Origin of the sequence: Pseudomonas sp. HPB0071 (assembly GCF_000478505.2) — a bacterium.
In the GTDB taxonomy this organism is placed as follows: domain Bacteria; phylum Pseudomonadota; class Gammaproteobacteria; order Pseudomonadales; family Pseudomonadaceae; genus Chryseomonas; species Chryseomonas luteola.
The window spans coordinates 337,717-360,400 of the sequence record NZ_KI517367.1; the positions used below are offsets into that span (position 1 = coordinate 337,717).

The 22,684-nt window shown below is 52.0% G+C and carries 24 protein-coding genes, 6 tRNA genes and 1 pseudogene; 17 read left to right on the forward strand and 14 right to left on the reverse strand.

Annotated features, from left to right (window positions below):
• Positions 1-106: 106 nt before the first annotated feature.
• On the forward strand, positions 107-406 hold the full coding sequence (locus tag HMPREF1487_RS01745; protein WP_010794879.1) for a PilZ domain-containing protein: 300 nt from the start codon (positions 107-109) through the stop codon (positions 404-406).
• Between the two features lie 56 nt (positions 407-462).
• Here HMPREF1487_RS01745 and HMPREF1487_RS01750 read toward each other — a convergent pair whose 3' ends face one another.
• Positions 463-1,110, reverse strand: a complete 648-nt coding sequence (locus HMPREF1487_RS01750) for an MlaA family lipoprotein (RefSeq protein WP_037030381.1) — start codon at positions 1,108-1,110, stop codon at positions 463-465.
• 215 nt (positions 1,111-1,325) lie between these two features.
• Here HMPREF1487_RS01750 and HMPREF1487_RS01755 point away from each other — a divergent pair, with 215 nt between their 5' ends.
• A complete protein-coding gene (locus tag HMPREF1487_RS01755; RefSeq protein WP_010794881.1) occupies positions 1,326-1,592 on the forward strand; it encodes a DUF4404 family protein in 267 nt (88 codons plus the stop codon).
• Positions 1,593-1,594: 2 nt separating this feature from the next.
• Here the strand turns inward: HMPREF1487_RS01755 and queF are convergent, their stop codons facing one another.
• The 3 genes from queF to HMPREF1487_RS01770 form a co-directional block, all read right to left on the reverse strand.
• Entirely contained in the window at positions 1,595-2,428 is an 834-nt protein-coding gene (gene queF, locus HMPREF1487_RS01760; protein WP_010794882.1) for an NADPH-dependent 7-cyano-7-deazaguanine reductase QueF, read from the reverse strand.
• A 65-nt stretch (positions 2,429-2,493) separates the two neighbouring features.
• The gene (locus tag HMPREF1487_RS01765) at positions 2,494-3,273 is read right to left on the reverse strand and encodes an ABC transporter permease (RefSeq protein WP_010794883.1); all 780 of its coding nucleotides are present in this window, start codon (positions 3,271-3,273) and stop codon (positions 2,494-2,496) included.
• The gene (locus HMPREF1487_RS01770; RefSeq protein ID WP_010794884.1) at positions 3,270-4,202 is read right to left on the reverse strand and encodes an ABC transporter ATP-binding protein; all 933 of its coding nucleotides are present in this window, start codon (positions 4,200-4,202) and stop codon (positions 3,270-3,272) included. The genes HMPREF1487_RS01765 and HMPREF1487_RS01770 overlap by 4 nt, the downstream gene beginning before the upstream one ends.
• 163 nt (positions 4,203-4,365) lie before the next feature.
• Here HMPREF1487_RS01770 and HMPREF1487_RS01775 point away from each other — a divergent pair, with 163 nt between their 5' ends.
• Entirely contained in the window at positions 4,366-4,776 is a 411-nt protein-coding gene (locus tag HMPREF1487_RS01775) for a PA2817 family protein (protein WP_010794885.1), read from the forward strand.
• Positions 4,777-4,860: 84 nt separating this feature from the next.
• Here HMPREF1487_RS01775 and HMPREF1487_RS01780 read toward each other — a convergent pair.
• From HMPREF1487_RS01780 to HMPREF1487_RS01805, 6 genes are all read right to left on the reverse strand, one after another.
• Positions 4,861-4,936 (reverse strand) — tRNA-Gly (locus HMPREF1487_RS01780).
• 3 nt (positions 4,937-4,939) lie between these two features.
• Positions 4,940-5,015, reverse strand: a tRNA-Glu gene (locus tag HMPREF1487_RS01785).
• 67 nt (positions 5,016-5,082) lie between these two features.
• Positions 5,083-5,158: transfer RNA gene (locus HMPREF1487_RS01790), tRNA-Gly, on the reverse strand.
• A 3-nt stretch (positions 5,159-5,161) separates the two neighbouring features.
• A tRNA-Glu gene (locus HMPREF1487_RS01795) sits at positions 5,162-5,237 on the reverse strand.
• A 67-nt stretch (positions 5,238-5,304) separates the two neighbouring features.
• A tRNA-Gly gene (locus HMPREF1487_RS01800) sits at positions 5,305-5,380 on the reverse strand.
• 3 nt (positions 5,381-5,383) lie between these two features.
• Positions 5,384-5,459, reverse strand: a tRNA-Glu gene (locus tag HMPREF1487_RS01805).
• 208 nt (positions 5,460-5,667) lie between these two features.
• Here HMPREF1487_RS01805 and HMPREF1487_RS01810 point away from each other — a divergent pair.
• Positions 5,668-6,426, forward strand: coding sequence for a hypothetical protein (locus tag HMPREF1487_RS01810; RefSeq protein ID WP_010794886.1), 759 nt, complete (start codon positions 5,668-5,670; stop codon positions 6,424-6,426).
• 40 nt (positions 6,427-6,466) lie between these two features.
• Here the strand turns inward: HMPREF1487_RS01810 and HMPREF1487_RS01815 are convergent, their stop codons facing one another.
• From HMPREF1487_RS01815 to msrB, 4 genes are all read right to left on the reverse strand, one after another.
• Positions 6,467-6,949, reverse strand: coding sequence for a GAF domain-containing protein (locus HMPREF1487_RS01815; protein ID WP_010794887.1), 483 nt, complete (start codon positions 6,947-6,949; stop codon positions 6,467-6,469).
• Positions 6,942-7,838 (reverse strand): ATP-binding protein, encoded by an 897-nt coding sequence (locus HMPREF1487_RS01820; protein ID WP_019365804.1) that lies wholly within the window; start codon positions 7,836-7,838, stop codon positions 6,942-6,944. The genes HMPREF1487_RS01815 and HMPREF1487_RS01820 overlap by 8 nt, the downstream gene beginning before the upstream one ends.
• Before the next feature lie 76 nt (positions 7,839-7,914).
• Positions 7,915-8,430, reverse strand: a complete 516-nt coding sequence (locus tag HMPREF1487_RS01825; RefSeq protein WP_010794889.1) for a glutathione peroxidase — start codon at positions 8,428-8,430, stop codon at positions 7,915-7,917.
• Positions 8,423-8,821 carry a peptide-methionine (R)-S-oxide reductase MsrB gene (gene msrB / locus HMPREF1487_RS01830; RefSeq protein WP_010794890.1) on the reverse strand — a complete coding sequence of 133 codons (399 nt, stop codon included), beginning with the start codon at positions 8,819-8,821 and terminating at the stop codon, positions 8,423-8,425. Before msrB ends, HMPREF1487_RS01825 begins: the two co-directional genes overlap by 8 nt.
• Positions 8,822-9,017: 196 nt before the next feature.
• Between msrB and HMPREF1487_RS01835 the strand changes: the two genes are divergently transcribed.
• The 13 genes and pseudogenes from HMPREF1487_RS01835 (at position 9,018) to HMPREF1487_RS01895 (ending at position 22,677) form a co-directional block, all read left to right on the forward strand.
• On the forward strand, positions 9,018-10,229 hold the full coding sequence (locus HMPREF1487_RS01835; protein ID WP_010794891.1) for a pyridoxal phosphate-dependent aminotransferase: 1,212 nt from the start codon (positions 9,018-9,020) through the stop codon (positions 10,227-10,229).
• 4 nt (positions 10,230-10,233) lie between these two features.
• The gene (locus HMPREF1487_RS01840; protein WP_010794892.1) at positions 10,234-10,674 is read left to right on the forward strand and encodes a hypothetical protein; all 441 of its coding nucleotides are present in this window, start codon (positions 10,234-10,236) and stop codon (positions 10,672-10,674) included.
• A gap of 93 nt (positions 10,675-10,767) precedes the next feature.
• Positions 10,768-11,643 carry a protease HtpX gene (gene htpX / locus HMPREF1487_RS01845; protein ID WP_010794893.1) on the forward strand — a complete coding sequence of 292 codons (876 nt, stop codon included), beginning with the start codon at positions 10,768-10,770 and terminating at the stop codon, positions 11,641-11,643.
• A gap of 498 nt (positions 11,644-12,141) precedes the next feature.
• Entirely contained in the window at positions 12,142-14,370 is a 2,229-nt protein-coding gene (locus HMPREF1487_RS01850) for an NADP-dependent isocitrate dehydrogenase (RefSeq protein ID WP_010794894.1), read from the forward strand.
• Between the two features lie 92 nt (positions 14,371-14,462).
• A complete protein-coding gene (locus tag HMPREF1487_RS01855; RefSeq protein ID WP_010794895.1) occupies positions 14,463-14,903 on the forward strand; it encodes an NUDIX hydrolase in 441 nt (146 codons plus the stop codon).
• A gap of 57 nt (positions 14,904-14,960) precedes the next feature.
• Positions 14,961-16,079 (forward strand): tRNA 2-thiouridine(34) synthase MnmA, encoded by a 1,119-nt coding sequence (mnmA, locus tag HMPREF1487_RS01860; protein WP_010794896.1) that lies wholly within the window; start codon positions 14,961-14,963, stop codon positions 16,077-16,079.
• On the forward strand, positions 16,076-16,696 hold the full coding sequence (gene hflD / locus HMPREF1487_RS01865) for a high frequency lysogenization protein HflD (RefSeq protein WP_010794897.1): 621 nt from the start codon (positions 16,076-16,078) through the stop codon (positions 16,694-16,696). The genes mnmA and hflD overlap by 4 nt, the downstream gene beginning before the upstream one ends.
• Positions 16,697-16,785: 89 nt before the next feature.
• Complete coding sequence (gene purB / locus HMPREF1487_RS01870; protein ID WP_010794898.1) at positions 16,786-18,156, forward strand: adenylosuccinate lyase; 1,371 nt, start codon at positions 16,786-16,788, stop codon at positions 18,154-18,156.
• Positions 18,157-18,213: 57 nt separating this feature from the next.
• Positions 18,214-19,386 (forward strand): ribosomal protein uL16 3-hydroxylase, encoded by a 1,173-nt coding sequence (locus HMPREF1487_RS01875; RefSeq protein WP_010794899.1) that lies wholly within the window; start codon positions 18,214-18,216, stop codon positions 19,384-19,386.
• Positions 19,379-19,798: pseudogene (locus tag HMPREF1487_RS27840) on the forward strand (GNAT family N-acetyltransferase); the annotation flags it as partial. The gene HMPREF1487_RS01875 and the pseudogene HMPREF1487_RS27840, both read left to right, overlap by 8 nt.
• Before the next feature lie 509 nt (positions 19,799-20,307).
• The gene (locus tag HMPREF1487_RS01885; protein ID WP_010794901.1) at positions 20,308-21,096 is read left to right on the forward strand and encodes a secretin N-terminal domain-containing protein; all 789 of its coding nucleotides are present in this window, start codon (positions 20,308-20,310) and stop codon (positions 21,094-21,096) included.
• A gap of 482 nt (positions 21,097-21,578) precedes the next feature.
• Complete coding sequence (locus HMPREF1487_RS01890) at positions 21,579-21,992, forward strand: NADH-quinone oxidoreductase subunit A (protein WP_010794902.1); 414 nt, start codon at positions 21,579-21,581, stop codon at positions 21,990-21,992.
• Positions 21,993-22,002: 10 nt separating this feature from the next.
• Entirely contained in the window at positions 22,003-22,677 is a 675-nt protein-coding gene (locus HMPREF1487_RS01895) for a NuoB/complex I 20 kDa subunit family protein (protein ID WP_010794903.1), read from the forward strand.
• Positions 22,678-22,684 lie beyond the last annotated feature (7 nt).

Here is a 22,684-nt window from a genome sequence, read left to right on the forward strand (position 1 = left end):
GCGCCCCTTCTATCCAAACGGCTGAGGCTAGCTTTACAAGGCCTTGAGGCTAAGGCTATATGGTTTCGTTTACTTGCGAAGTACCTTTATTGAGAGACTTGTTCCAATGAGCTTAAGCGATCGTTCGTACAGCGAAAAGCGCGACTTTATTAGAATGCAGATTGATTCCAAGGCTATTCTTCGGACAAATGGCGAAGAAATAGACGCAATTTGCCGTGATTTGTCGAGCACAGGGCTTCAGATCGAAGCTAAGAGTCACGTCAAGGAAGGAGACAAAGTGATCGTAGTGATCCCCTCTGAACACCCGGAGTTACAAGGGCTAGAAGCCGAAGCCGAAGTGATTCGCGTCACATCTTTGGAACAAGGCAATCAACTGCTAGGACTCAGCATCCTTTCCATGAATTAGATCACAGATCAGCATCACGTCAAGCAGAGACCTACTGCCTGACGTGATGAGTCCTCTTAAAAGTCGTCTACCACGTTACCGTCTTTAATCTTGTATTCGCGACTTTGTAAGTAAGCGTTACGGATAAAGATGTACTTGTCGCCTGTAATCATTTTCTCGGCATCAAGCAGGTTAGCGCGTGTATCTACTACACTCAGCGCAAATGCCGAATTCCTCGCCGCTACATCACCCATATAGGGGTATGGCGAGGCATAGGAATCAGGAATTCGGCCTAGTCCATCACGTACTGTGCTGGGACCCAGGAAAGGCAAGACGACATACGGGCCGCTACCAACGCCCCAATGACCTAATGTCTGACCGAAGTCTTCGTCATTTCTCGTCAGTCCCGCATGAGTCGCCACATCAAATATCCCCAATACACCCAGCGTGGTGTTCATGAGCAAACGTGCGGTATCTACACCGGCGGCATACGGTTTTGCCTGCAAAACGTCATTAGCTAAATTGCCAACATCACCAATGTTACGAAAAACATTACTGACTCCCGTTTGCACGACGTCAGGTGTGATCTTGTTATAACCCTGCGCGATAGGCTTCAGCGCATAGGTATCAAGCGTGTCATTAAAACGGAAAATACCTCGGTTGACCCCTTCCCATGGATCATCTTCCGAGGCAGCCAACACAGCGGTACTCGCGACAGTCAACATTGCGCCAAAGGCAATGCCGCCAATACGGGTACTCCATGCTCCTTTGTTAAACGGCATCATATTCTCCTGATGAGTTTGTCCAGTTTTACTGGCAGAGTGGCAAAATTATAACCGCGATGTCTTTGCAATTGGTTACGGATGAAACAACTTGCCTTATTGACCTTTGATCACTCAATTAGGTCTACAGGTGGGTACGCTTCAAAAGGAGAAAACGTATGCCCGCCTCTCGCCTGCAACAGGAGCTGATCGAACTACAGCACCAGCTCAAGACAAGCCCTCCTGAAAGCGAGGAAGATCGCGCCTCGCTAGAACTGTTAATCAGGGATATAGAACTGCAGCTTGCTCACGAAGACTCGACCAAGCCGGATTCCAATCTCGTCGATGGCGTAAATCTGGCAGTCGAGCGGTTTGAAGTCAGCCACCCCAGAGTAGCGAACACCCTCCGCTCGATCATGCAGAGCCTTGCGAGCATGGGTATCTGACATCACTGACGGGCCAAGCGCCCTGCTACCGGCAAATGTGCGGCATGAGTGCTTCGATAAGGATTGATATCAAGCCCTCCCCGCCGCACATACCGCGCATAAACAGTAAGCGATTCCGGCTCCAGCACGCTACGCAGATCAAGAAACATGCGCTCGACGCACTGCTCATGAAAATCTGCATGGCGTCTGAAGGAGATGATGTAAGCGAGCAATGACGCCCGATCAAGCACTGCTCTGCCCTCATACTCAATCACGACGCTTCCCCAGTCCGGCTGCCCCGTAACCGGGCAATTGGAGCGAAGCAGATGACTATAAAGCGACTCCTTCACAAGCTGACCAGGTAAGGCTTTTAATAAATCTGGTCTAGGCACATCGTAGTGCTGTACCTCAATATCCAGCTCATCAATACAGCTTCCGGGGGGCGTAACAAACCCTTCCCTGGCTACTAAATCTACTGGCTTTACCAAAACCCCAACGTGGTCTCCTGCTGCCTGAGACAAATCCCTTGTCAAAACCTCAGTGAGCGCCTCAGGACCTTCGAATGTTGTCTGATTGAGTGAGTTCAGATACAGCTTGAATGATTTGGATTCGATGATATTTGGCGAGTTGGCCGGTATGGAGAACTCGGCAATAGCAGCGACAGGCTTACCTTTTGAGTTCAGCCAGGACAACTCATAACACGTCCATATATCCATACCGCAGTAAGGTAACGTTTCTCTTGTAAGCCCCAATTCGGTCCATTTAGGGCTACGCGGTATGGGATACAGCAACGAAGGCGTATAGATATCCACGTACTCGCTCGTTTTACCGAGCGGAGAATGATCGACAGTTTGCATAGAATTTCTCAAGAATCCGAGGCGCGCTATGTCAGATGTACTCTCGCCATAGCGTCCTCAATATATCAATGACGCATGCCGCGCCCGCTCGTCAGCAGACGAATACAGCATATATAGAGAACAACGGCAGCGATCAGCATAAGACCAATCGCGACACCAATTTGGATGTCTGAAACGCCCAATATCCCATAGCGGAATGCATTGACCATATGCAGGATGGGATTAGCCATCGACATGCCCTGCCAGAACGGCGGTAGCAGATCGATCGAATAGAACACCCCACCAAGATAAGTCAATGGCGTCAGGATGAACGTGGGCACTATAGAGATATCGTCAAAGTTACGGGCATAGACCGCGTTTATGAAACCACCCAAGGAAAAAATGGCAGCAGTCAGGATGATCACAAGCAACGTGATTCCTAAATGATGCACCTGCACATGGGTAAAAAATAAAGAAAGAACCGTAACGATAGCCGCTACTGCCAGCCCTCTCAGGATACCGCCACACGCATAACCAATAAGAATGACATGAGGTGATACAGGCGAGACCAGCAACTCTTCAACAGAGCGTTGAAATTTACTACTGAAAAAGCTTGATACGACATTGCTATAGGAATTAGTAATAACGGACATCATGATCAAGCCCGGCACAATGTATTCCATATAGGAGAACCCGCCCATGCCTCCTATTCGGCTACCGATCAGATTGCCAAAGATAACGAAGTAAAGGGCCATAGTGATCGCAGGAGGCAACAAGGTCTGCGGCCAAATACGCGTAAAGCGTCGCACCTCCCGATGGACAATCGTTTGCAAGGCAACAAGGTTGGCTTTTATTTCAGTCTTCATCTCGCCACCTTTGCCAAGTTCTTTTCTACCAACGACACGAACAACTCCTCAAGCCTGTTAGCCTTGTTGCGCATACTGATGACGTCTATGCCTTGAGCATTCAACTGAGTGAACAGGCCATTGATTCCAACACTCTTATCGACTTGCACTTCAAGCGAGTGACTGGTGATAAGCCTGACCGGATAATCTTGAAGAGCGGGCGCAACTGATAGCGCCTGCTTTACATCAAGAACGAATGTCTCGACATGTAGCTTTTGAAGCAGCTCACGCATGCTGGTGTTTTCCACAATGGTGCCATGGTCAATAATGGCAATGTTGCGGCACAGCTGTTCTGCTTCTTCCAGATAGTGCGTCGTCAGAATGATGCTGACACCCTGCTGATTGAGAGTGGTCAAAAAGCTCCACATCGAACGGCGCAACTCAATATCCACACCAGCAGTAGGCTCGTCCAGTATGAGCAACCTTGGCTTGTGAATGAGCGCCCTGGCGATCATCAAACGCCGTTTCATCCCCCCAGACAACATACGGGACGGGGTATCTCGTTTGTCCCAGAGCCCTAGCTGAGTCAGGTATTCCTCGGCACGCTCCTTGGCCTGCCTGGCAGGTATTCCGTAATAGCCTGCCTGCGTAACCAGAATGTCGAATGCCTTTTCAAACTGATTGAAGTTGAACTCTTGGGGCACAACCCCAAGACAGCGCTTGAGCCCTGCCGGATTACGATCCAAATCGTGTCCGAAGACCGAAACCTGACCACTGCTTTTATTCACCAGCGTGGACAGAATGCCTATCGTGGTAGATTTTCCTGCACCATTAGGTCCGAGAAGCGCAAAAAAATCGCCTTCGTTGACATCAAGGTCCAACCCCTTGAGCGCCTGGAAACCATTTCCGTAGGTTTTAGTGAGTTGCCGTATGGACAGAGCTTCGTTCATCTCGCTCACAAATTTCAGAAAATTAGAGGGGCTAAATGAGGGTGCAATACCCGATTTACAACCTTTGACGAATGTAAGCCCACATCATTCCAAATCGGGTGAGAAAAGACAGTCTGGCCATCCGCCTTTATACTGCTCCACTGTATATGAATGGGACATACACATGGCCACTGACTATTTGGAACACAACATGGCGCTTTTGGCGCACCTGCGGACCATATTGGCCGCATTGGGTGAGTCAGAGCAGATTCCTGAGGATAACCACGGGCTATTCTTGGACCGCTTCGACGAGCTTTTGACTGAGCTGCCCAAACATCCGGAAGAAAACCATTATCTAGGGCAGGACCTGATCAGCCAGATTTTCCATCGCTATCCCCAGGTTGCCCATCTGGTACCCAGGGACCTGCTGTGGTTTTTTGGGGGTGATTGTCTTCACTTCATGCCTGACGAAGAAATCGCCCGCTACCAGGCACTGGATGAGCGCCGCTTCGAAGCAGAGGCTGCTGGAGAGCCCTTTGACTGGAATCAAGAGAAGCAATTGATGCTGCTTCCAGACAACGGACAAACTCATTAGATAAAGCGATGAGGGTCACAAAGGCCCTCATCAAAAACAAGATGCACAAACAAAAACACCGCCAAGAAGGCGGTGTTTTTAATTTGGAGCGGGAAACGAGACTCGAACTCGCGACCCCGACCTTGGCAAGGTCGTGCTCTACCAACTGAGCTATTCCCGCATATGGCGTCCCCTAGGGGACTCGAACCCCTGTTACCGCCGTGAAAGGGCGGTGTCCTAGGCCACTAGACGAAGGGGACAAACCCTTGAAACATGCAAAGCATATTTCTATTAACACAAGCACCGCGCATGCCATGCTTTAAAACTTGGAGCGGGAAACGAGACTCGAACTCGCGACCCCGACCTTGGCAAGGTCGTGCTCTACCAACTGAGCTATTCCCGCATATGGCGTCCCCTAGGGGACTCGAACCCCTGTTACCGCCGTGAAAGGGCGGTGTCCTAGGCCACTAGACGAAGGGGACAAACCCTTGAAACATGCAAAGCATATTTCTATTAACACAAGCACCGCGCATGCCATGCTTTAAAACTTGGAGCGGGAAACGAGACTCGAACTCGCGACCCCGACCTTGGCAAGGTCGTGCTCTACCAACTGAGCTATTCCCGCATATGGCGTCCCCTAGGGGACTCGAACCCCTGTTACCGCCGTGAAAGGGCGGTGTCCTAGGCCACTAGACGAAGGGGACGCAGCCTTGGAGCTTTAACAGTTCCTACCTCTTTCGCTTCGCTTTCAGCTTTGCGTCTGAAGTGGCGCGCATTCTAGAGAGACACTCGAGACCCGTCAACACCTATTTAAATTTTTTTAAATCAATGACTTTGCCATTAAAGAAGATGGCCGCGCTGCCAATATAGTAGTACTTGTTTTATTGACTCGCAGGCCAGCAGGAGGCCTTGATGTCTGTATCTATAATTGCCATTTTGGTTGTGACGGGAGCTGTGCTGTTGATTTTCATCAGCTTTCTCAACCAGAAGCTTGAAGCGCATCAGCTTGAAAAGACACGCTTGAAAGCGGAGCTGGTTAACCGCATCCGACGCTATGAGCAGCTGTCCGACACGTTACCGGGGCAATGGATGACCCCTGCCCTCAAGCTTTTACTATCAAGGCTTGAACTGACACTTCTTCAGCGCATGCCTAATAAGGAGAAGACTCCCGTATTGGCTGCACGCATGAATCATCTGGAAGCTGAGCTGGCCAAGGGTGATCAAATCGAGATCACAAACGCAGCCCAGGTTATCGCGAATGAAGCCAAGGCAAAGCAGGTTCGTGCGCAGCTTGAAAATTTACACGCACAAATCACCTACGCCATCCAGAATGGACTGATTGAGGCTAAAGAGGCTGGTTATTGGGACGAGGAAATAAGAGCGCTAATGACGCTACTTCACTTCGAATTCTTTGATCACCTGGGCCGTCAGTTTATTGATCAGGGACAACTGGCTCCTGCCAGACAGGCATTCGAGAAAGCCGCTCAATATATCCGCAAACAGCCTCACTCAGACAAGTTTAATGAACATCTTCAGTACCTTGATGAACAAGTCAGCGTCATCAAGGGAGAAATTGGTGCAGGGCAGCCGGTCCGCGAACCTACGCAACTATTAAAGGGGCTAGAGGAGATGGAGAAGGAAGATGCCCCTATGAAGTCACTCTACGACTAATAGCAATAAAAGCGCAGCCCCAAGGGCTGCGCTTTTATTATCAGCAATCACTTGCGGCTAGCAGTATTGCGGCCAATCGCTCGATACCTTTCTGATCATCCAGGCTGAACCTACCTAGCTTGGGGCTATCAAGATCCAGCACACCAATCAGACGTTCATTCTTTATCAATGGGATAACAAGTTCACTGTTTGACGCACTGTCACAAGCAATGTGCCCCGCGAATACATGTACATCCTCAACGCGCTGCGTCTCGCGCGTTTGCGCCGCTGTACCACAGACACCACGCCCAAAGGGTATGCGAACACAGGCAACCTTGCCCTGGAACGGACCAAGCACAAGCTCATTGTCTTTGCACAGATAAAAGCCCGCCCAGTTTAGGTCAGGCAACTCATGGAAAAGAAAGGCAGAACACTGCGAGGCGTTGGCGATGAAATCGTTTTCGCCAGAAAGAAGCGCTTCTAACTGTGCCGCTAGTAGCTCATAGCCACCCAGATCGTTTCCCACTTCACTCAAATCACGCATTTGCGACATCCAAAAGCTGTTTACCAACCCAATGACGGGCAAATTGATAGGCACAGCGGCCATTTCGATTACCTCGGCCGAGCGCCCAGCGAATAGCTTCCTTTTCAGTTTCCTCACTCCACTGCCACACAAGCTGCGCGCGGGTAGCCAATACCTCGACCCAGTGCTTGGTTACCTGAAGAAACTGATCCTGGGTAAAAGGATAAAAGGAAAGCCATAACCCAAATCGATCCGAGAGCGCGATCTTGTCTTCTACCGCCTCACTAGGGTGTAGCTCGCCATCCGCACTTCGCTCCCAGTCAGCGTTATCGCTTTGTCGCTCAGACACCAAATGCCGGCGATTTGAAGTTGCATAAAGCAGAACGTTATCAGGCGCCTGCTCAAGCGAGCCATCCAGTACGCTTTTCAGCACTCGATAGTCATCGTTGCTGGCATCAAACGACAAATCATCACAAAACAACACAAACCGCTGAGGCTGTTTACTGATTTGCGCAACCACACGTGGCAGATCTGTCAGATGATCACGCTCAATCTCTATTAGCCGCAATCCGCGCTGTGCATACTCAGCGAGCAATGCTCTGACCAGGGATGACTTGCCTGTACCGCGAGCGCCCCATAACAGAGCATGATTGGCGGGCATGCCGTCTACAAACTGCTGCGTATTCTGCCCAAGCAGGACCTGCTGTCTATCAACGCCCTGTAAATCAGATAATCGCAGATCCAGATTGACTTCAATAGGCTGCAGATAGCCTCCCTGCCCTTCACGACGCCAGCGAGCCGCAACGGTTTGAGACCAATCAATCGGCTCGCGCAGTGCTGGCAATAAAGGCTCCAAACGGGCCAGCACGCCTTCCGCACGTGCCAGAAATGTATCGAGTCTAGATTCCACGTACTTATCCTTACACAAAAACGGCGACTCACCTTTATATATAGCGAGAGCCGCAAGATTCAGCATGACATTCGAGTCACAGCGAGAGAAACCGCTCTACCTGTCCCTTTAGCGACGCAGGCTTCACTAGCGGCGCGAAGCGTTTGATCTTTTCACCATCACCACTAACCAGAAACTTTGTGAAGTTCCACTTTATACGCTGCGTACCTAGCACCCCCGGTGCCTTCGCCTTTAGTACCTCGAATAAAGGATGGGCATCGGCACCGTTGACCTCTATCTTTTGAGATACGTTAAAGGAGACACCAAAGCGGGCCTTGCAAAACTGTTCGATCTCACCATTGTCAGCAGGCTCCTGATGACCGAACTGATCACATGGAAAGGCCACAATTACTAGCCCTTGAGCCTTGTAAGCCTGCCACAACGTCTCAAGCCCCTCGTATTGAGGCGTGAATCCACAGCGACTGGCAGTGTTGACCAACAGATAGGCTTGTGCAGAAAGATCAGCCAGGCAGCACACTTTCCCATTCATCAATGTAAACGGAATCTGCAAAAGGCTTTTGCCTTCCGCAGCTTGAGCGTCTGTTTTATTCATCACGCGGGACAAGATCCAGCGCAACGGAGTTTATGCAGTAACGCAAACCCGTCGGTCGTGGACCATCCGGGAACACATGCCCCAGGTGCGCATCGCAACGCGAACAAAGCACCTCTATACGATGCATCCCATGACTAAAATCCTCTTCCTCTCGCAAAGCATCATTCGAGATAGGCTGATAAAAGCTGGGCCAGCCACAGCCTGAACTGTATTTGGTCTCCGAGTCGAAAAGCGCTTGCCCACAACAGACACACTGGTACACCCCAGGCGTCTTGGTATCACAGTACTTACCTGTATACGGCGCTTCCGTCGCCTTTAGTCTGCACACCCGAAACTGGTCATTATCCAGCTGGTCACGCCAAACATCTTCGGATTTGATGACTTTATCCATAGGATGAACACCTCCGCCATGGAAAAGGCCCCATCTGTCTCTTTTGAAAACGCAGGGGCAGTCGTATGATCTGCTTCCAGTCTGTCACTCGTTGAGGGCGCTGCCAAGCCGATAGGCACGCCTACCTACAGTCAGACATCGACCATGCACCTTTCGCAGGTCGCTCTTCGCTATTACCAACCGGGATCCGTTACACATGCAGGTCAGTAAATCGAACAAGCTAGCCAACGTCTGCTATGACATTCGTGGGCCAGTGTTAAAGCATGCCAAGCGTCTGGAGGAGGAAGGCCACCGCATCCTCAAACTCAACATTGGCAATCCCGCACCGTTCGGTTTCGAGGCACCTGAAGAAATCCTTCAGGATGTGATCCGCAACCTGCCTACCGCACAAGGTTACAGCGATTCCAAGGGCCTGTTCAGCGCGCGCAAGGCAGTCATGCAGTACTACCAGCAAAAGCAGGTAGAGGGCGTTGGCATTGAAGACATCTATTTGGGTAACGGTGTATCCGAGCTAATCGTCATGGCCATGCAGGCCCTGCTCAATAACGGTGATGAGGTTCTAATCCCGGCGCCAGATTATCCCCTCTGGACTGCAGCTGTCAGCCTGGCGGGCGGCAAACCTGTCCACTACCTATGCGATGAGCAGTCGGACTGGTTTCCGGACCTTTCAGACATGGCCAGCAAAATCACCTCCAATACCAAGGCCCTGGTGCTGATCAACCCGAACAATCCTACGGGTGCCGTGTACTCCAAAGAGGTGCTGGAAGATATCGTGGAGCTGGCGCGCCAGCATAACCTTGTCATTTTTTCGGACGAGATCTATGACAAGATCCTGTACGACGAAGCAGTGCATATTTCAACGGCTTCGCTTGCGCCCGATGTCCTGTGCCTGACGTTTAACGGCCTGTCGAAATCCTACCGCGTGGCAGGCTTCCGTTCGGGCTGGGTTGCCATTTCCGGTCCTAAACATAAAGCTCAGAGCTATATCGAAGGGCTTGATATCCTTGCCAACATGCGCCTATGTGCAAACGTGCCCAGCCAGCATGCCATTCAGACCGCCCTGGGCGGTTACCAGAGCATCAATGACCTGGTACTGCCCAACGGGCGCTTATTGGAACAGCGCAACCGTGCCTGGGCGCTATTGAACGACATCCCTGGCGTAAGCTGCGTAAAGCCTATGGGGGCGCTATATGCCTTCCCCAGGATCGATCCAAAGGTTTGCCCAATCCACAATGATGAAAAGTTTGTTCTGGATCTTCTGCTTTCGGAAAAACTGCTTATCGTTCAAGGCACCGCCTTCAACTGGCCTTGGCCTGACCACTTCCGTGTAGTGACCCTGCCACGCGTGGATGACCTTGAACAGGCTATTGGCCGAATTGGCAATTTCCTCAAACATTACCGGCAGTAGTCCCATGGACCTCCATATCGAAGACTTCTACAAGGATGCAGCGAAAGGCCTGCTGGCGCTTTATCAAAGCTTTCCACGCAAGGCGACGCTCTATGTCGAAGATCTGATTGGACGAGAGGAACCCGACCAGTTCGGGCTTCCCAGTGTTAGACATCAGAGCTGTTTTAGCGCGCTGCTCTGGCTGGCTGAAGAGGACTATCTGCGCTACACCACTAACCTTGGTTATGATGCACTTGACCAGGCCATCCTGACCGAAAAAGCGTTTCTACGTCTTTCAGCGAGTCACGCCCATTTACTCAAGGAAGCAGAAGCGCTTCCGCCTAGCGTGAGACGCCAACGTTCTACCCTAGCCCAGCATCTACGGGACGCTCTGGCAGAAAGCGATAGCGAACGAGTGGTGCTGTTGACGCGTCTTTTACTCAGGCCTGCCAACAAAACGACATAGTTTGAAATAGTCGATTGATTGAAACCCTAACAACCGGACCTTATATACGCCGCTAGGAAATAGTCTTCCGGTTGTTAGGAGAAGCTTTACACCATGATGCGAATTCTGCTGTTCCTTGGCACCAACTTGGCCGTACTGCTGATCGCCAGCATTACGCTTAAAGTGCTGGGAGTAGATCGTTTTACAGGCCAGAACTACGGAAGTCTTCTGATTTTCTGTGCCGTCTTCGGTTTTGCCGGCTCGCTATTCTCGCTATTCATTTCCAAGTGGATGGCCAAGATGAGTACCGGAACCGAAATCATCAGTCAGCCCCGGACTCGTCACGAGCAATGGCTACTGCAAACTGTTGAGGATCTGTCTCGCGAGGCGGGCATCCGGATGCCTGAGGTCGGCATCTTTCCTGCCTATGAAGCGAATGCCTTTGCAACGGGCTGGAACAAGAATGATGCACTGGTTGCGGTAAGCCAGGGTTTGCTTGAGCGCTTCTCACCTGAAGAAGTGCGCGCCGTCCTGGCGCACGAGATTGGTCACGTAGCCAACGGCGACATGGTGACACTGAGCCTGATCCAAGGCGTCGTGAACACCTTCGTCATGTTCTTTGCTCGCATATTCGGCAATTTCATCGACAAGGCCGTCTTCAAGACAGAGGAAGGTCATGGGCCCGCCTATTACATTACCAGTATCGTCGCTGAACTGGTTCTGGGCATCCTGGCGACTATCATCGTCATGTGGTTCTCGCGCTTTCGCGAATTCCGTGCCGACGAAGCAGGCGCACGCCTGGCAGGTACAAATGCAATGGTTTCTGCACTGCAGCGCTTGCGTGCGGAACAGAACATTCAAGGACAAATGCCAGACACCCTGACCGCTTTTGGTATCAAGAGCAGCAAGGGCCATGGCTTTGCTGGTCTATTCATGAGCCACCCTCCTTTGGAGGAGCGTATAGAGGCGCTACTGCGCCAACAACGCTAAATCAAATAAAAAGCCCCGACCTGCTCGGGGCTTTTTATTACGCAGCAGTTAAAAGACTTTATTCGTTTAAAAACTAATTTATTAAAACCAATAAATTAGCCAAGCCCCAAGCAGGAACTATGCTCTTTTAAAGAGCCAATTGTTCAGAAAATAAACATTTGAAAGGTAATCACTTCACTTATAAAGATTTGTGTAGTTATTCAAACAAACCCGGCAATGCGAAAGACCTCCCTAGCTGATATACTCCGTGACGATTTTTGGGCCCTAGAAGCCCGAGATCAATCCGGGACGGGTCCGGTCGGGCCTGCCTCAGTGTGTGCAGGCTTGAAACCCGGCGCGTCGTTAACGGCAAACCTTTCTGGCCTGCTCAAGTGCCCGGAATTGTTCTCAAATCTCGCGTTTTCATCTGCGTCTACCGGTGCCTTGTCGGTGAACTAGCTGGTTCGGTGCCATTCAAATAGGCGCAATCGCTATGATACAGAGAGGTTAACGTAACAAATGTCTACAACGTCGAAGATCATCTATACGCTTACAGACGAAGCACCTGCCCTTGCCACCTATTCCCTGCTTCCTATCGTCAAAGCGTTTACCGAATCATCAGGCATTGCTGTTGAAACCCGCGACATCTCTCTAGCTGGCCGCATCATCGCTACTTTTCCTGAATATCTAAGCGAAGACCAAAAGATTTCTGACCACTTGGCTGAACTGGGCCAACTGGCTACTACTCCCGAAGCCAACATCATCAAGCTGCCTAACATCAGCGCCTCGGTCCCTCAGCTGAAAGCAGCTATCAAGGAACTTCAGGATCAAGGCTACACACTACCGAACTACCCGGACGAGCCAAAAGACGACACGGAAAAAGACGTCAAATCTCGCTACGACAAGATCAAAGGCAGCGCTGTTAACCCGGTTCTCCGCGAGGGTAACTCTGACCGCCGCGCACCTCTTTCCGTCAAGAACTACGCCAAAAAGCATCCCCATAAAATGGGCGCCTGGAGCGCAGACTCCAAGACCAAGGTCGCGCACATGAATGAGGGCGACTTCTACGGCAGCGAAAAGTCTGCGCTGATCGAAGCATCAGGCACGGTCAAGATCGAGCTGACCACTAACGATGGCAGCACGCAGGTACTGAAGGAAAAAACATCCGTAACAGCTGGCGAGCTGATCGATGCATCAGTCATGAGCAAGAAGGCTCTGGCCAGCTTTATCGAAGCCGCTATTGCTGACGCAAAGAACAGCGACGTTCTGTTGTCCCTGCACCTCAAGGCAACCATGATGAAGGTCTCTGACCCCATCATGTTTGGTCACGTAGTTTCGGTGTTTTATGCTGATGCGCTCAAAAAGCACGCTGACACGTTGAATCAGTTGGGTGTTGATTTAAACAATGGTATTGGTGATCTGTACGCCAAGGTCAAAACCTTGCCGGAAGACAAGCAGGCAGAAATCGAAGCGGATATCAAAGCCGTTTACGAGCAGCGCCCCCAGTTGGCCATGGTGAACTCTGACAAGGGTATTACCAACCTGCACGTTCCAAGCGATGTGATTGTCGATGCCTCCATGCCCGCCATGATTCGTGAATCAGGCAAGATGTGGGGCGCCGATGGCAAGCTGTACGATACCCTGGCCATGATCCCTGATCGCTGCTATGCCGGTGTCTATCAAGCGGTTATCGAAGACTGCAAGCAAAACGGCGCTTTCGATCCGGCTACCATGGGTAGCGTACCTAACGTAGGTCTGATGGCTCAGAAGGCCGAGGAATACGGCTCCCACGACAAGACGTTCAAGATCCCCGCTGACGGCGTGGTTCGTGTTACTGACACCAACGGCAATGTTCTTCTTGAGCATACTGTCGAGGCAGGTGATATCTGGCGCATGTGCCAGACCAAGGATGCTCCGGTCCGCGACTGGGTAAAACTGGCAGTTAACCGCGCACGTGCCAGCAACACCCCGGCAGTGTTCTGGCTGGATCCTGCACGCGCCCATGATGCCCAATTGATCAAAAAGGTACAGACCTACCTGAAGGATCACGACACCGCTGGTCTGGACATTCAGATCCTCTCTCCGGTTGAGGCAACTCGCCTGTCCCTTAAGCGCATCCGTGCAGGCAAGGACACGATTTCCGTTACCGGTAACGTATTGCGTGACTACCTGACCGACCTGTTCCCCATTATGGAGCTTGGTACCAGTGCCAAGATGCTGTCCATCGTTCCGCTCATGAACGGTGGCGGTCTGTTCGAGACTGGCGCAGGCGGTTCTGCACCCAAGCACGTTCAGCAGTTCGTACAGGAAAACCATCTGCGTTGGGACTCTCTGGGTGAATTCCTGGCGCTCTCCGAATCGCTGGATCACTATGGCCATGCAACCAATAACGCCAAGGCTCGCCTGTTCGCCAAGACACTGGACCAGGCCAACGGTAAGTTCTTGGACAGCAACAAGTCGCCTTCACGCAAGGTAGGCGAACTGGACAACCGTGGCAGCCACTTCTACCTAGCCCTTTACTGGGCTCAGGCATTGGCTGAGCAAACCGAGGATGGTGAACTGCAGGCGAAGTTTTCCAAGCTGGCCAAGCAGCTTGCCGACAACGAAGCCAAGATCGTTGCCGAATTGAACGAAGTACAGGGCAAGCCTGTGGATATTGGGGGTTATTACCACCCGAGCGCAGAACTTGCCAGCAAGGCAATGCGCCCAAGCGCGACCCTCAACGAAGCCCTGGCCACGCTGTCCTAATATGACACGCTAGTGCTTACAGAACCCCGGCCCAGTGCCGGGGTTCTGCTTTCAGCCTTTACCTCTATGCTTCATTGAAAACAGGGCCTCTTATGAAATGGGAACCCCATATCACCGTCGCAACCGTTATTGAAGATCAGGGACGTTTTTTGTTTACTGAAGAACTGATTGATGGCCAGCCACGTCTCAATCAGCCGGCCGGGCACCTTGAGGCCAATGAAAGCCTGCTCGACGCCGCCCGTAGAGAAACCCTCGAAGAAACCGGCTGGGAAGTTGAGCTTACAGGTGTCACAGGCATTTACTTGTATACCGCTCCTAGCAATGGTGTGACCTACCAGCGCGTCTGCTTTTCAGCGCGTCCGCTTCGCCACCTACCCGAGCACCCACTCGACGAGGGCATTATCGGCCCTAAATGGATGACCCGGGAGGAACTGGTTGCAAATGAGGCCTCCTGGCGCAGTGAATTGGTCCTGCGCTGCGTTGATGATTATCTCAGCACTGGCTCCTTCCCCTTGGAAGTGATCCGTCTCTAGGTCGCCGTGCCCTGCCTTACCCTGTTAAACTGTGCTTTTTCCTGAATACTTCTGCATATGCATACGCCCTCTTCAACACGCGTCATTGTCGGCATGTCAGGCGGAGTGGACTCCTCTGTTTCAGCGCTGCTCCTGAAGGAACAGGGATACCAGGTCGAAGGCCTCTTCATGAAAAACTGGGAAGAGGATGACGGCACTGAATACTGTACAGCCAAAGAAGACCTGGCTGACGCCCAGGCAGTGTGCGACCGGCTTGGTATCAAGCTGCACACGGCCAACTTCGCAGCCGAATATTGGGATAACGTCTTCGAACACTTCCTGGAAGAGTACAAGGCAGGCCGAACGCCCAATCCGGACATCCTGTGTAACCGGGAAATCAAGTTCAAGGCATTTCTTGACTACGCCTTGATGCTGGGGGGCGATCTTATCGCCACGGGTCATTATGTTCGCCGTCGGGACGAAAACGACCAGACTCAGCTACTAAAAGGCCTGGATCCCAACAAGGACCAGAGCTATTTCCTCCACGCGGTGGGTGGCGAACAGCTGGCCAAGACATTGTTCCCGGTAGGCGAACTGGAAAAGCCCGAAGTTCGCTCGATTGCCGAAAAATACGGACTGGCCACAGCACGAAAAAAAGACTCTACCGGTATCTGCTTTATCGGCGAGCGCCGCTTTGCCGATTTTCTCAAGCAGTACCTGCCCGCTCAGCCCGGCAATATCGAAACCACCGAAGGCAAGATCATCGGCAAACATCATGGGCTGATGTATCACACCATTGGCCAGCGGCAGGGGCTGGGCATCGGTGGCATGAAGGATTCCGGAGATGACCCGTGGTACGTCCTGAGCAAAGACCTGAAGCGTAACGTTCTGATCGTTGGTCAGGGTAACGAACACCCCTGGCTGTATTCTCAAGCGTTGACCGTCAACACTATTTACTGGGTCAACCCGGTCGATTTGACGTCCCCTCTCAAGCTGAAAGCCAAAGTACGGTATCGCCAGCAGGACCAGGCCTGCCGCCTTGAAAGAACAGCCACCGGTTATCGTGCTGTCTTTGAAGTGCCACAAAGGGCTGTCACCCCAGGTCAATCTGTTGTTTTCTATGATGGAGAGATTTGCCTGGGTGGTGGTGTTATCGAAGACGCTGAGCCTGCATATAGGGAGAGCCCTGCAGCATGACGTCGATACATGAGCAACTGGTAGCACTGGGTGCTGTCTTCGAGGCCGCGTTTCTGGTCGATCGCCTGGCCAAGACGGGACAGATCAGCGAGGCGCCACTGGCCTGCATGTTGGGCAGCCTGCTGGCTACAAACCCACAAACCACACTTGAGGTCTATGGCGGAGACAGTATCGACCTGCGCGATGGCATGAGGGCGTTGTCCAGCGCCCTGGAGCGCAACCCCTCAAGCCTGCAGCGAGAGCCTCTTAAATACGCCTTGTCGATGATTGCTCTGGAACGACGGCTAGACCGGCGCGAAGACATGCTGGAACTGATTGGCAAGCGCCTTGATCAGGTGCAGCAGCAGGTTCAACACTTTGGTTTGACGCATGAAAACGTCATTGCCAGCTTTGGCAGCATTTATGAAGACACACTGAGTACATTTCGCCAGCGTATTCAGGTGCATGGCGAGATGCGTTACCTACAGATACCGGCCAACGCCGCCAAGGTGAGAGCATTGCTATTGGCCGGCATTCGTTCTGCCCGTCTCTGGCGACAACTGGGCGGACACCGCTGGCAGATGGTCTTTAGTCGACGCAAGATGCTTGATGAGCTCTATCCTCTCCTGAACAGCTGATCAGCCATCTCGCTCGCGCTCAGCCAAACATGGCGCTTTGGTGTATGCTATCGCGCCTTTTTCCTCTCATTGACTGTCGAGAATGCCCCATGCAGCTTTCCTCGCTTACCGCGGTTTCGCCTATTGACGGCCGCTATGCCAGCAAAACCCAAGCCCTGCGCCCGATTTTCAGCGAATACGGTCTGATCCGTTTCCGCGCCATGGTTGAAGTTCGCTGGCTCCAGCGCTTGGCCTCGCATGATGCCATCCCCGAAGTAGCGCCCTTCTCCACGCAGGCCAATGAGATTCTGGAAAAGCTGGTAACCAGTTTTAGCCTGGAGCAGGCAGAACGGGTAAAGGAAATCGAGCGCACGACCAACCACGACGTCAAGGCTATTGAGTATCTGCTGAAAGAGCAGGCTGCAGCACTGCCTGAGCTCAATGCCGTCAGCGAATTTATCCACTTCGCCTGCACATCAGAAGATATCAATAACCTTTCTCATGCACTCATGCTTCGCGAAGGTCGTGATACCGTTCTATTGCCACTGATGCGTAACATCTCGGGCGCCATCCGCGAGCTGGCGCACCGTTTTGCCGACGTCCCGATGCTGTCGCGCACTCACGGACAGCCAGCCTCCCCTACTACACTGGGTAAGGAACTGGCCAACGTGGTGTATCGCCTGGATCGCCAGATCAAGCAGATCGCTGGTATCGAGCTGCTTGGCAAGATCAACGGCGCCGTAGGTAACTACAACGCACACCTGTCGGCCTATTCCCAAATCAATTGGGAGGCGAACGCACAAGCCTTCGTCGAGAATGACCTGGGTCTTACCTGGAACCCCTACACTACGCAAATCGAGCCGCATGACTATATTGCGGAACTGTTCGATGCCATTGCTCGCTTCAACACCATCCTGATCGATTTTGACCGGGATATCTGGGGCTATATTTCGCTAGGCTACTTCAAGCAGAAAACCGTTGCGGGCGAAATCGGTTCTTCGACCATGCCACATAAGGTCAATCCGATCGACTTCGAGAACTCCGAAGGCAACCTTGGTATTGCCAATGCACTTCTGCAGCACCTTGCCAGCAAGTTGCCTATCTCTCGCTGGCAGCGCGACCTGACCGACTCGACGGTGCTTCGTAATCTGGGTGTCGGCTTCGCCCATAGTGTTATTGCCTATGAAGCCACGCTCAAGGGCATCAGCAAGCTGGAGCTGAATGCGCAGCGTATCGCTGACGATCTGGACAACTGCTGGGAAGTCTTGGCCGAGCCGGTTCAAACCGTCATGCGTCGTTACGGCGTAGCTAATCCGTATGAAAAGCTCAAGGAATTGACCCGCGGCAAAGGCATCAGCGCCGAAGCCCTGCAAACTTTTATTAAAGGGTTGGACATTCCTGCAGAGGCCAAGGCAGAACTCAAGGCGCTGACACCTGCCAACTATATTGGTAATGCTATAGAGCAAGCCAAGCGTATTTGAATACCGAGCCTATTCTTATGCCCGGCTGCGCCGGGCTTTTTTATTTCAGAGACAGACATGAACGCAGACACTCCTTTGCAACTGTTGGGCGGCCTGACGGCTCGAGAATTCCTGCGCGACTATTGGCAGCGCAAACCCCTGTTGATCCGTCAGGCCATCCCGGATTTCGAAACACCGCTATCTCCTGACGAACTGGCTGGCCTCGCTCTCGAAGAAGAAGTTGAGTCACGCATCATCGCGTCCGGAGAACAAGGCCCATGGCAGCTACGCCAAGGTCCCTTCAAGGAAGAAGACTTTTCTACCCTGCCTGAGCGTGAGTGGACACTGCTCGCTCAAGCGGTTGACCAGTTCGTTCCTGAAGTAGCCGAATTGGTCGAGCCATTCAAATTCCTGCCAAGCTGGCGCATCGACGACGTCATGATCAGCTATGCAGCACCAGGCGGCGGCGTTGGTCCCCACTACGACAACTACGACGTATTCCTTTTGCAAGGTTATGGTCGACGTCGCTGGAAGATCGGTCAGCGTTGCACCAGTGAAAGTCCTTTACAGGACAACCCGGATATCAAGATCCTGGCGGAATTTGAGCAGACCGATGAATGGGTGTTGGAACCCGGCGACATGTTGTATCTACCCCCTCAGCTTGCCCATGATGGCATTGCCGAGGATGAGTGCATGACCTATTCGATAGGTTTTCGCGCACCCAGTACCTCAGAGGTCTTGACGCACTTCACCGACTTTTTGACTCAGTTCATCCCGGAAGAAGAGCGCTATAGTGATGCAGGCACTGAACCTGTGCAGGCAGCAGACTCTGGCCAGATCAAGCAAGACGCTGTAGATCGCCTTAAAGCCCTTATACAAGAACACATCAATGATGAGCGGATGCTATTGGCCTGGTTTGGCCAATACATGACCGAGCCGCGCTACCCTGAACTGATCAGCGGCGAGTCTCTTCTAGAAGGTGATCTGGTCCAAGCTCTGGAAGATGGCGCCTGCCTTATACGCAACCCCAGCGCACGACTGGCCTGGTCACAAATGGGCGACGATGTGATGATTTTCGCGAGCGGTCAAAGCAGATTACTTTCCGGCCACCTTCAACCCTTGCTTGCGCTGGTATGCTCAGCTGACGCATTGCATCAAGAAAACCTGGGCAACTGGCTAGAGGATGAAGCCGGCCGGGAACTGATACGCGAACTCATTGAACAAGGCAGCCTGGTATTTGCTGATGAGTGATCTCTCTATCCGCGTCGCAGACTGGAAGCGTGACAACGAGGCCCTGAGACATATACGAGAAACCGTATTTGTCCAAGAGCAGGCTGTACCGCCAGAAATGGAATGGGACTCGGAAGATGAGCATGCCATACACTTTCTGGCTCAAGAGGGTCTTTATCCAGTAGGCACTGCTCGCCTACTGGAGGATGGCCGCATAGGTCGCGTTGCGGTTTTACGCGATTGGCGCGGCCTCAATGTTGGCTCAACCATCATGCATGCAGTGATATCCGAGGCCGAGCGACGCGGATTACATCGTCAGGTTTTGAGCGCACAAATCCAGGCCATTCCGTTTTATCAGCGCTTGGGGTTTACTGTCACCAGTGATGAATATCTGGAGGCGGGTATCGCCCATGTCGACATGACCAGACACTCTACGCTGGAGCAAACAGAGACCGTAGCTGCCGATGAAAAGCGTGAGATGCGCTTCGAGACTCCTGATGCTGCTGCTCTCCATATCGTTGAATTGCTTTCCCAGGCACGACGCAGCATCTGTATCTATAGTCCAGACTTTGAACCACAACTCTACAACCGCAGCGATGTAGAGCACGCTATTACACGTTTTTTACTGGCGCACCCTCGCAATCGCCTGCGTGTACTGCTCAAGGACTCAGGCCAAGCTGTACGTCAGAGCCATCGACTCATCAATCTGGCACGACGCCTGACCAGTAACTTTTTAATTCGCAGGCGCTCGCCTGATTATCCGGCAGACGACACCGCTTACGTACTGATAGACGATCAGGGCCTGGTGATTCGCAACAACCCACAGCTATATACCGGTACGGCCTATTACAACGCGAGAGCCACTGTTCGCTTGCAACAGAGCCGATTCGACAGCATCTGGCAAACCAGCCAATCGGACCCTAACGTGAGAAGCATGGTGTTATGAAGCCCTATCGCGCGTACTTGGCCTTATTTCTGTCCATGCTGATGACTGCTTTCGCAGCACAGGCGGCACCTCGTACTGAAGTGATTCCCCTTAATTACAGAACCGCCGATGAACTGCTGCCTATCGTGCAATCCACTTTGGGCTCAGAAGGCAAAGTCAGTACCTATGGCAATCAACTCATCGTTAATGCTGAGTCGAACAAAATCACAGAAATCAAAAGCCTGTTATCTCAATTGGATACAGAGCCGCATCGCCTTTTGATTACTGTCGATACACGCGATGCAGATGAGGGCGATGAGCAGGGTTACTCGGTTAACGGACGACTGGGTAATCATCCAGACACGCATGTTCGCATCATCAGTAACAGCACCGGTACACAGCAAGACGGCACACAGCAGGTACAGGCAACGGAAGGCTCCCCTGCCTTGGTCAAGATTGGTCAAAGCGTGCCTATTTCCACCACTGAAATCGACCCTTACGGTCGCCCTTATACCCGTACTGAGTATCGCGATCTCAACCGTGGCTTTTACGTTACTGCCAGCCTTACAGGCAATCTTGTACATTTGACAATAGATGGCGGCAACAACAGCCTGGACAGAAATCAGCCCAACACTATCAATACTCAATCCACCAGCACCCGCGTCAGCGGCCGGCTAGGCGAATGGATTACGCTGAGCGGTTTTTCACAGAATGCTTCACGCTCTGAAGACAGAATCCTGTATGAATATTCAACTCGGGGCAGTCAGGATACTCAACTCAGGGTCAAGGTGGACCTTCTCGACTAAAAACACCCTGGCGTATCAACCTTCAAGACGCACATATCTCACTAGCGTCCATGCATTGACTGCACTTCACAACACGCTTCATCTGTCGTATTCGAATCCAGGTGATATCAATAAGATATTACCTGGACCCTTCATATTAAAACGCTAAACTTACGCAGCTTATTTATAAAGAACAATACTTCTAGCAATTGGGAGTGAGCCTGCTACGCTAATAACAAGAGCGATTTGCACGTATAAAACCAACTAAATCACTCAATTATTAGAGCGTCCAAATAGCGAATTTAGTTGAGAATAAATCTTAATAAACAAAGATTTAATCCACTTTACTTGAATGCGATTGACGGAAATCATTTAAACAAATCTTTTTTCGTCAAAAATTTTACACACGCGTTATTCAGGAATAGAATTCCACCGCCGCTTGCGACGTCATGTCGCAGGATGAGGCAGGATTTTTACTAGCAAAAACGATAAGGACCATGAGCATGCCTGATACGACCGGTCTTCTAGCTCACAATTGGAGCTTTGCGATTTTCCTTTTGGGTGTAGTCGGTCTTATAGGATTCATGCTCGGCGTTTCCAGCCTGCTAGGCAGCCGTGCTGTTGGCCGTAGTAAAAACGATCCCTTCGAGTCGGGTATCGTTCCTACCGGTGGAGCGCGACTGCGCCTCTCCGCTAAATTCTATCTGGTCGCGATGCTGTTCGTGATCTTTGACGTCGAAGCGCTCTTTCTCTTCGCATGGTCCGTATCCGTCCGTGAATCAGGATGGGCTGGATTCATCGAAGTTACAGTTTTCATAGCAATTCTGTTGGCGGGTCTTGTTTACCTATGGCGGATCGGGGCGCTCGACTGGGCTCCTGAAGGCCGCCGTAAGCGGCAGGCGAAGCTAAAACAATGAGGCTTTGGCGATGCAATACAAACTTACCAGGATCGATCCCGATGCGGTCGTAGAACGCTATCCGGCCGGGACACGGGAAACCGTTTCCGATCCGACTGAAGGGCAAGTCCATAAGAACATCTTTATGGGCAAACTCGATGACGTCCTGCACAACACCGTCAACTGGGGGCGCAAGAACTCCCTCTGGCCTTACAACTTCGGTCTTTCGTGCTGCTATGTGGAAATGACCACAGCGTTTACCGCGCCGCACGATATCGCCCGCTTTGGTGCTGAAGTTATCCGGGCCTCACCGCGGCAGGCGGATTTCATGGTGGTGGCAGGTACCTGCTTTATAAAGATGGCTCCGGTCATTCAGCGTCTGTACGAACAGATGCTCGAACCCAAGTGGGTCATCTCAATGGGCGCCTGCGCTAATTCTGGTGGTATGTACGACGTGTACTCGGTAGTCCAGGGCGTGGACAAGTTCCTGCCTGTAGACGTCTATATTCCGGGCTGCCCTCCTCGTCCCGAGGCATTCCTCCAAGGCTTGATGCTCTTGCAGGACTCGATTGGCGAAGAGCGTCGTCCACTCTCATGGGTTGTTGGTGAGCAAGGTATTTATCGTGCCGAGATGCCAGCCCAACGAGAGCAGCGACGCGAACAGCGTATTCAGGTAACCAACCTGCGCAGCCCCGACGAAGTGTGAGCCCTCA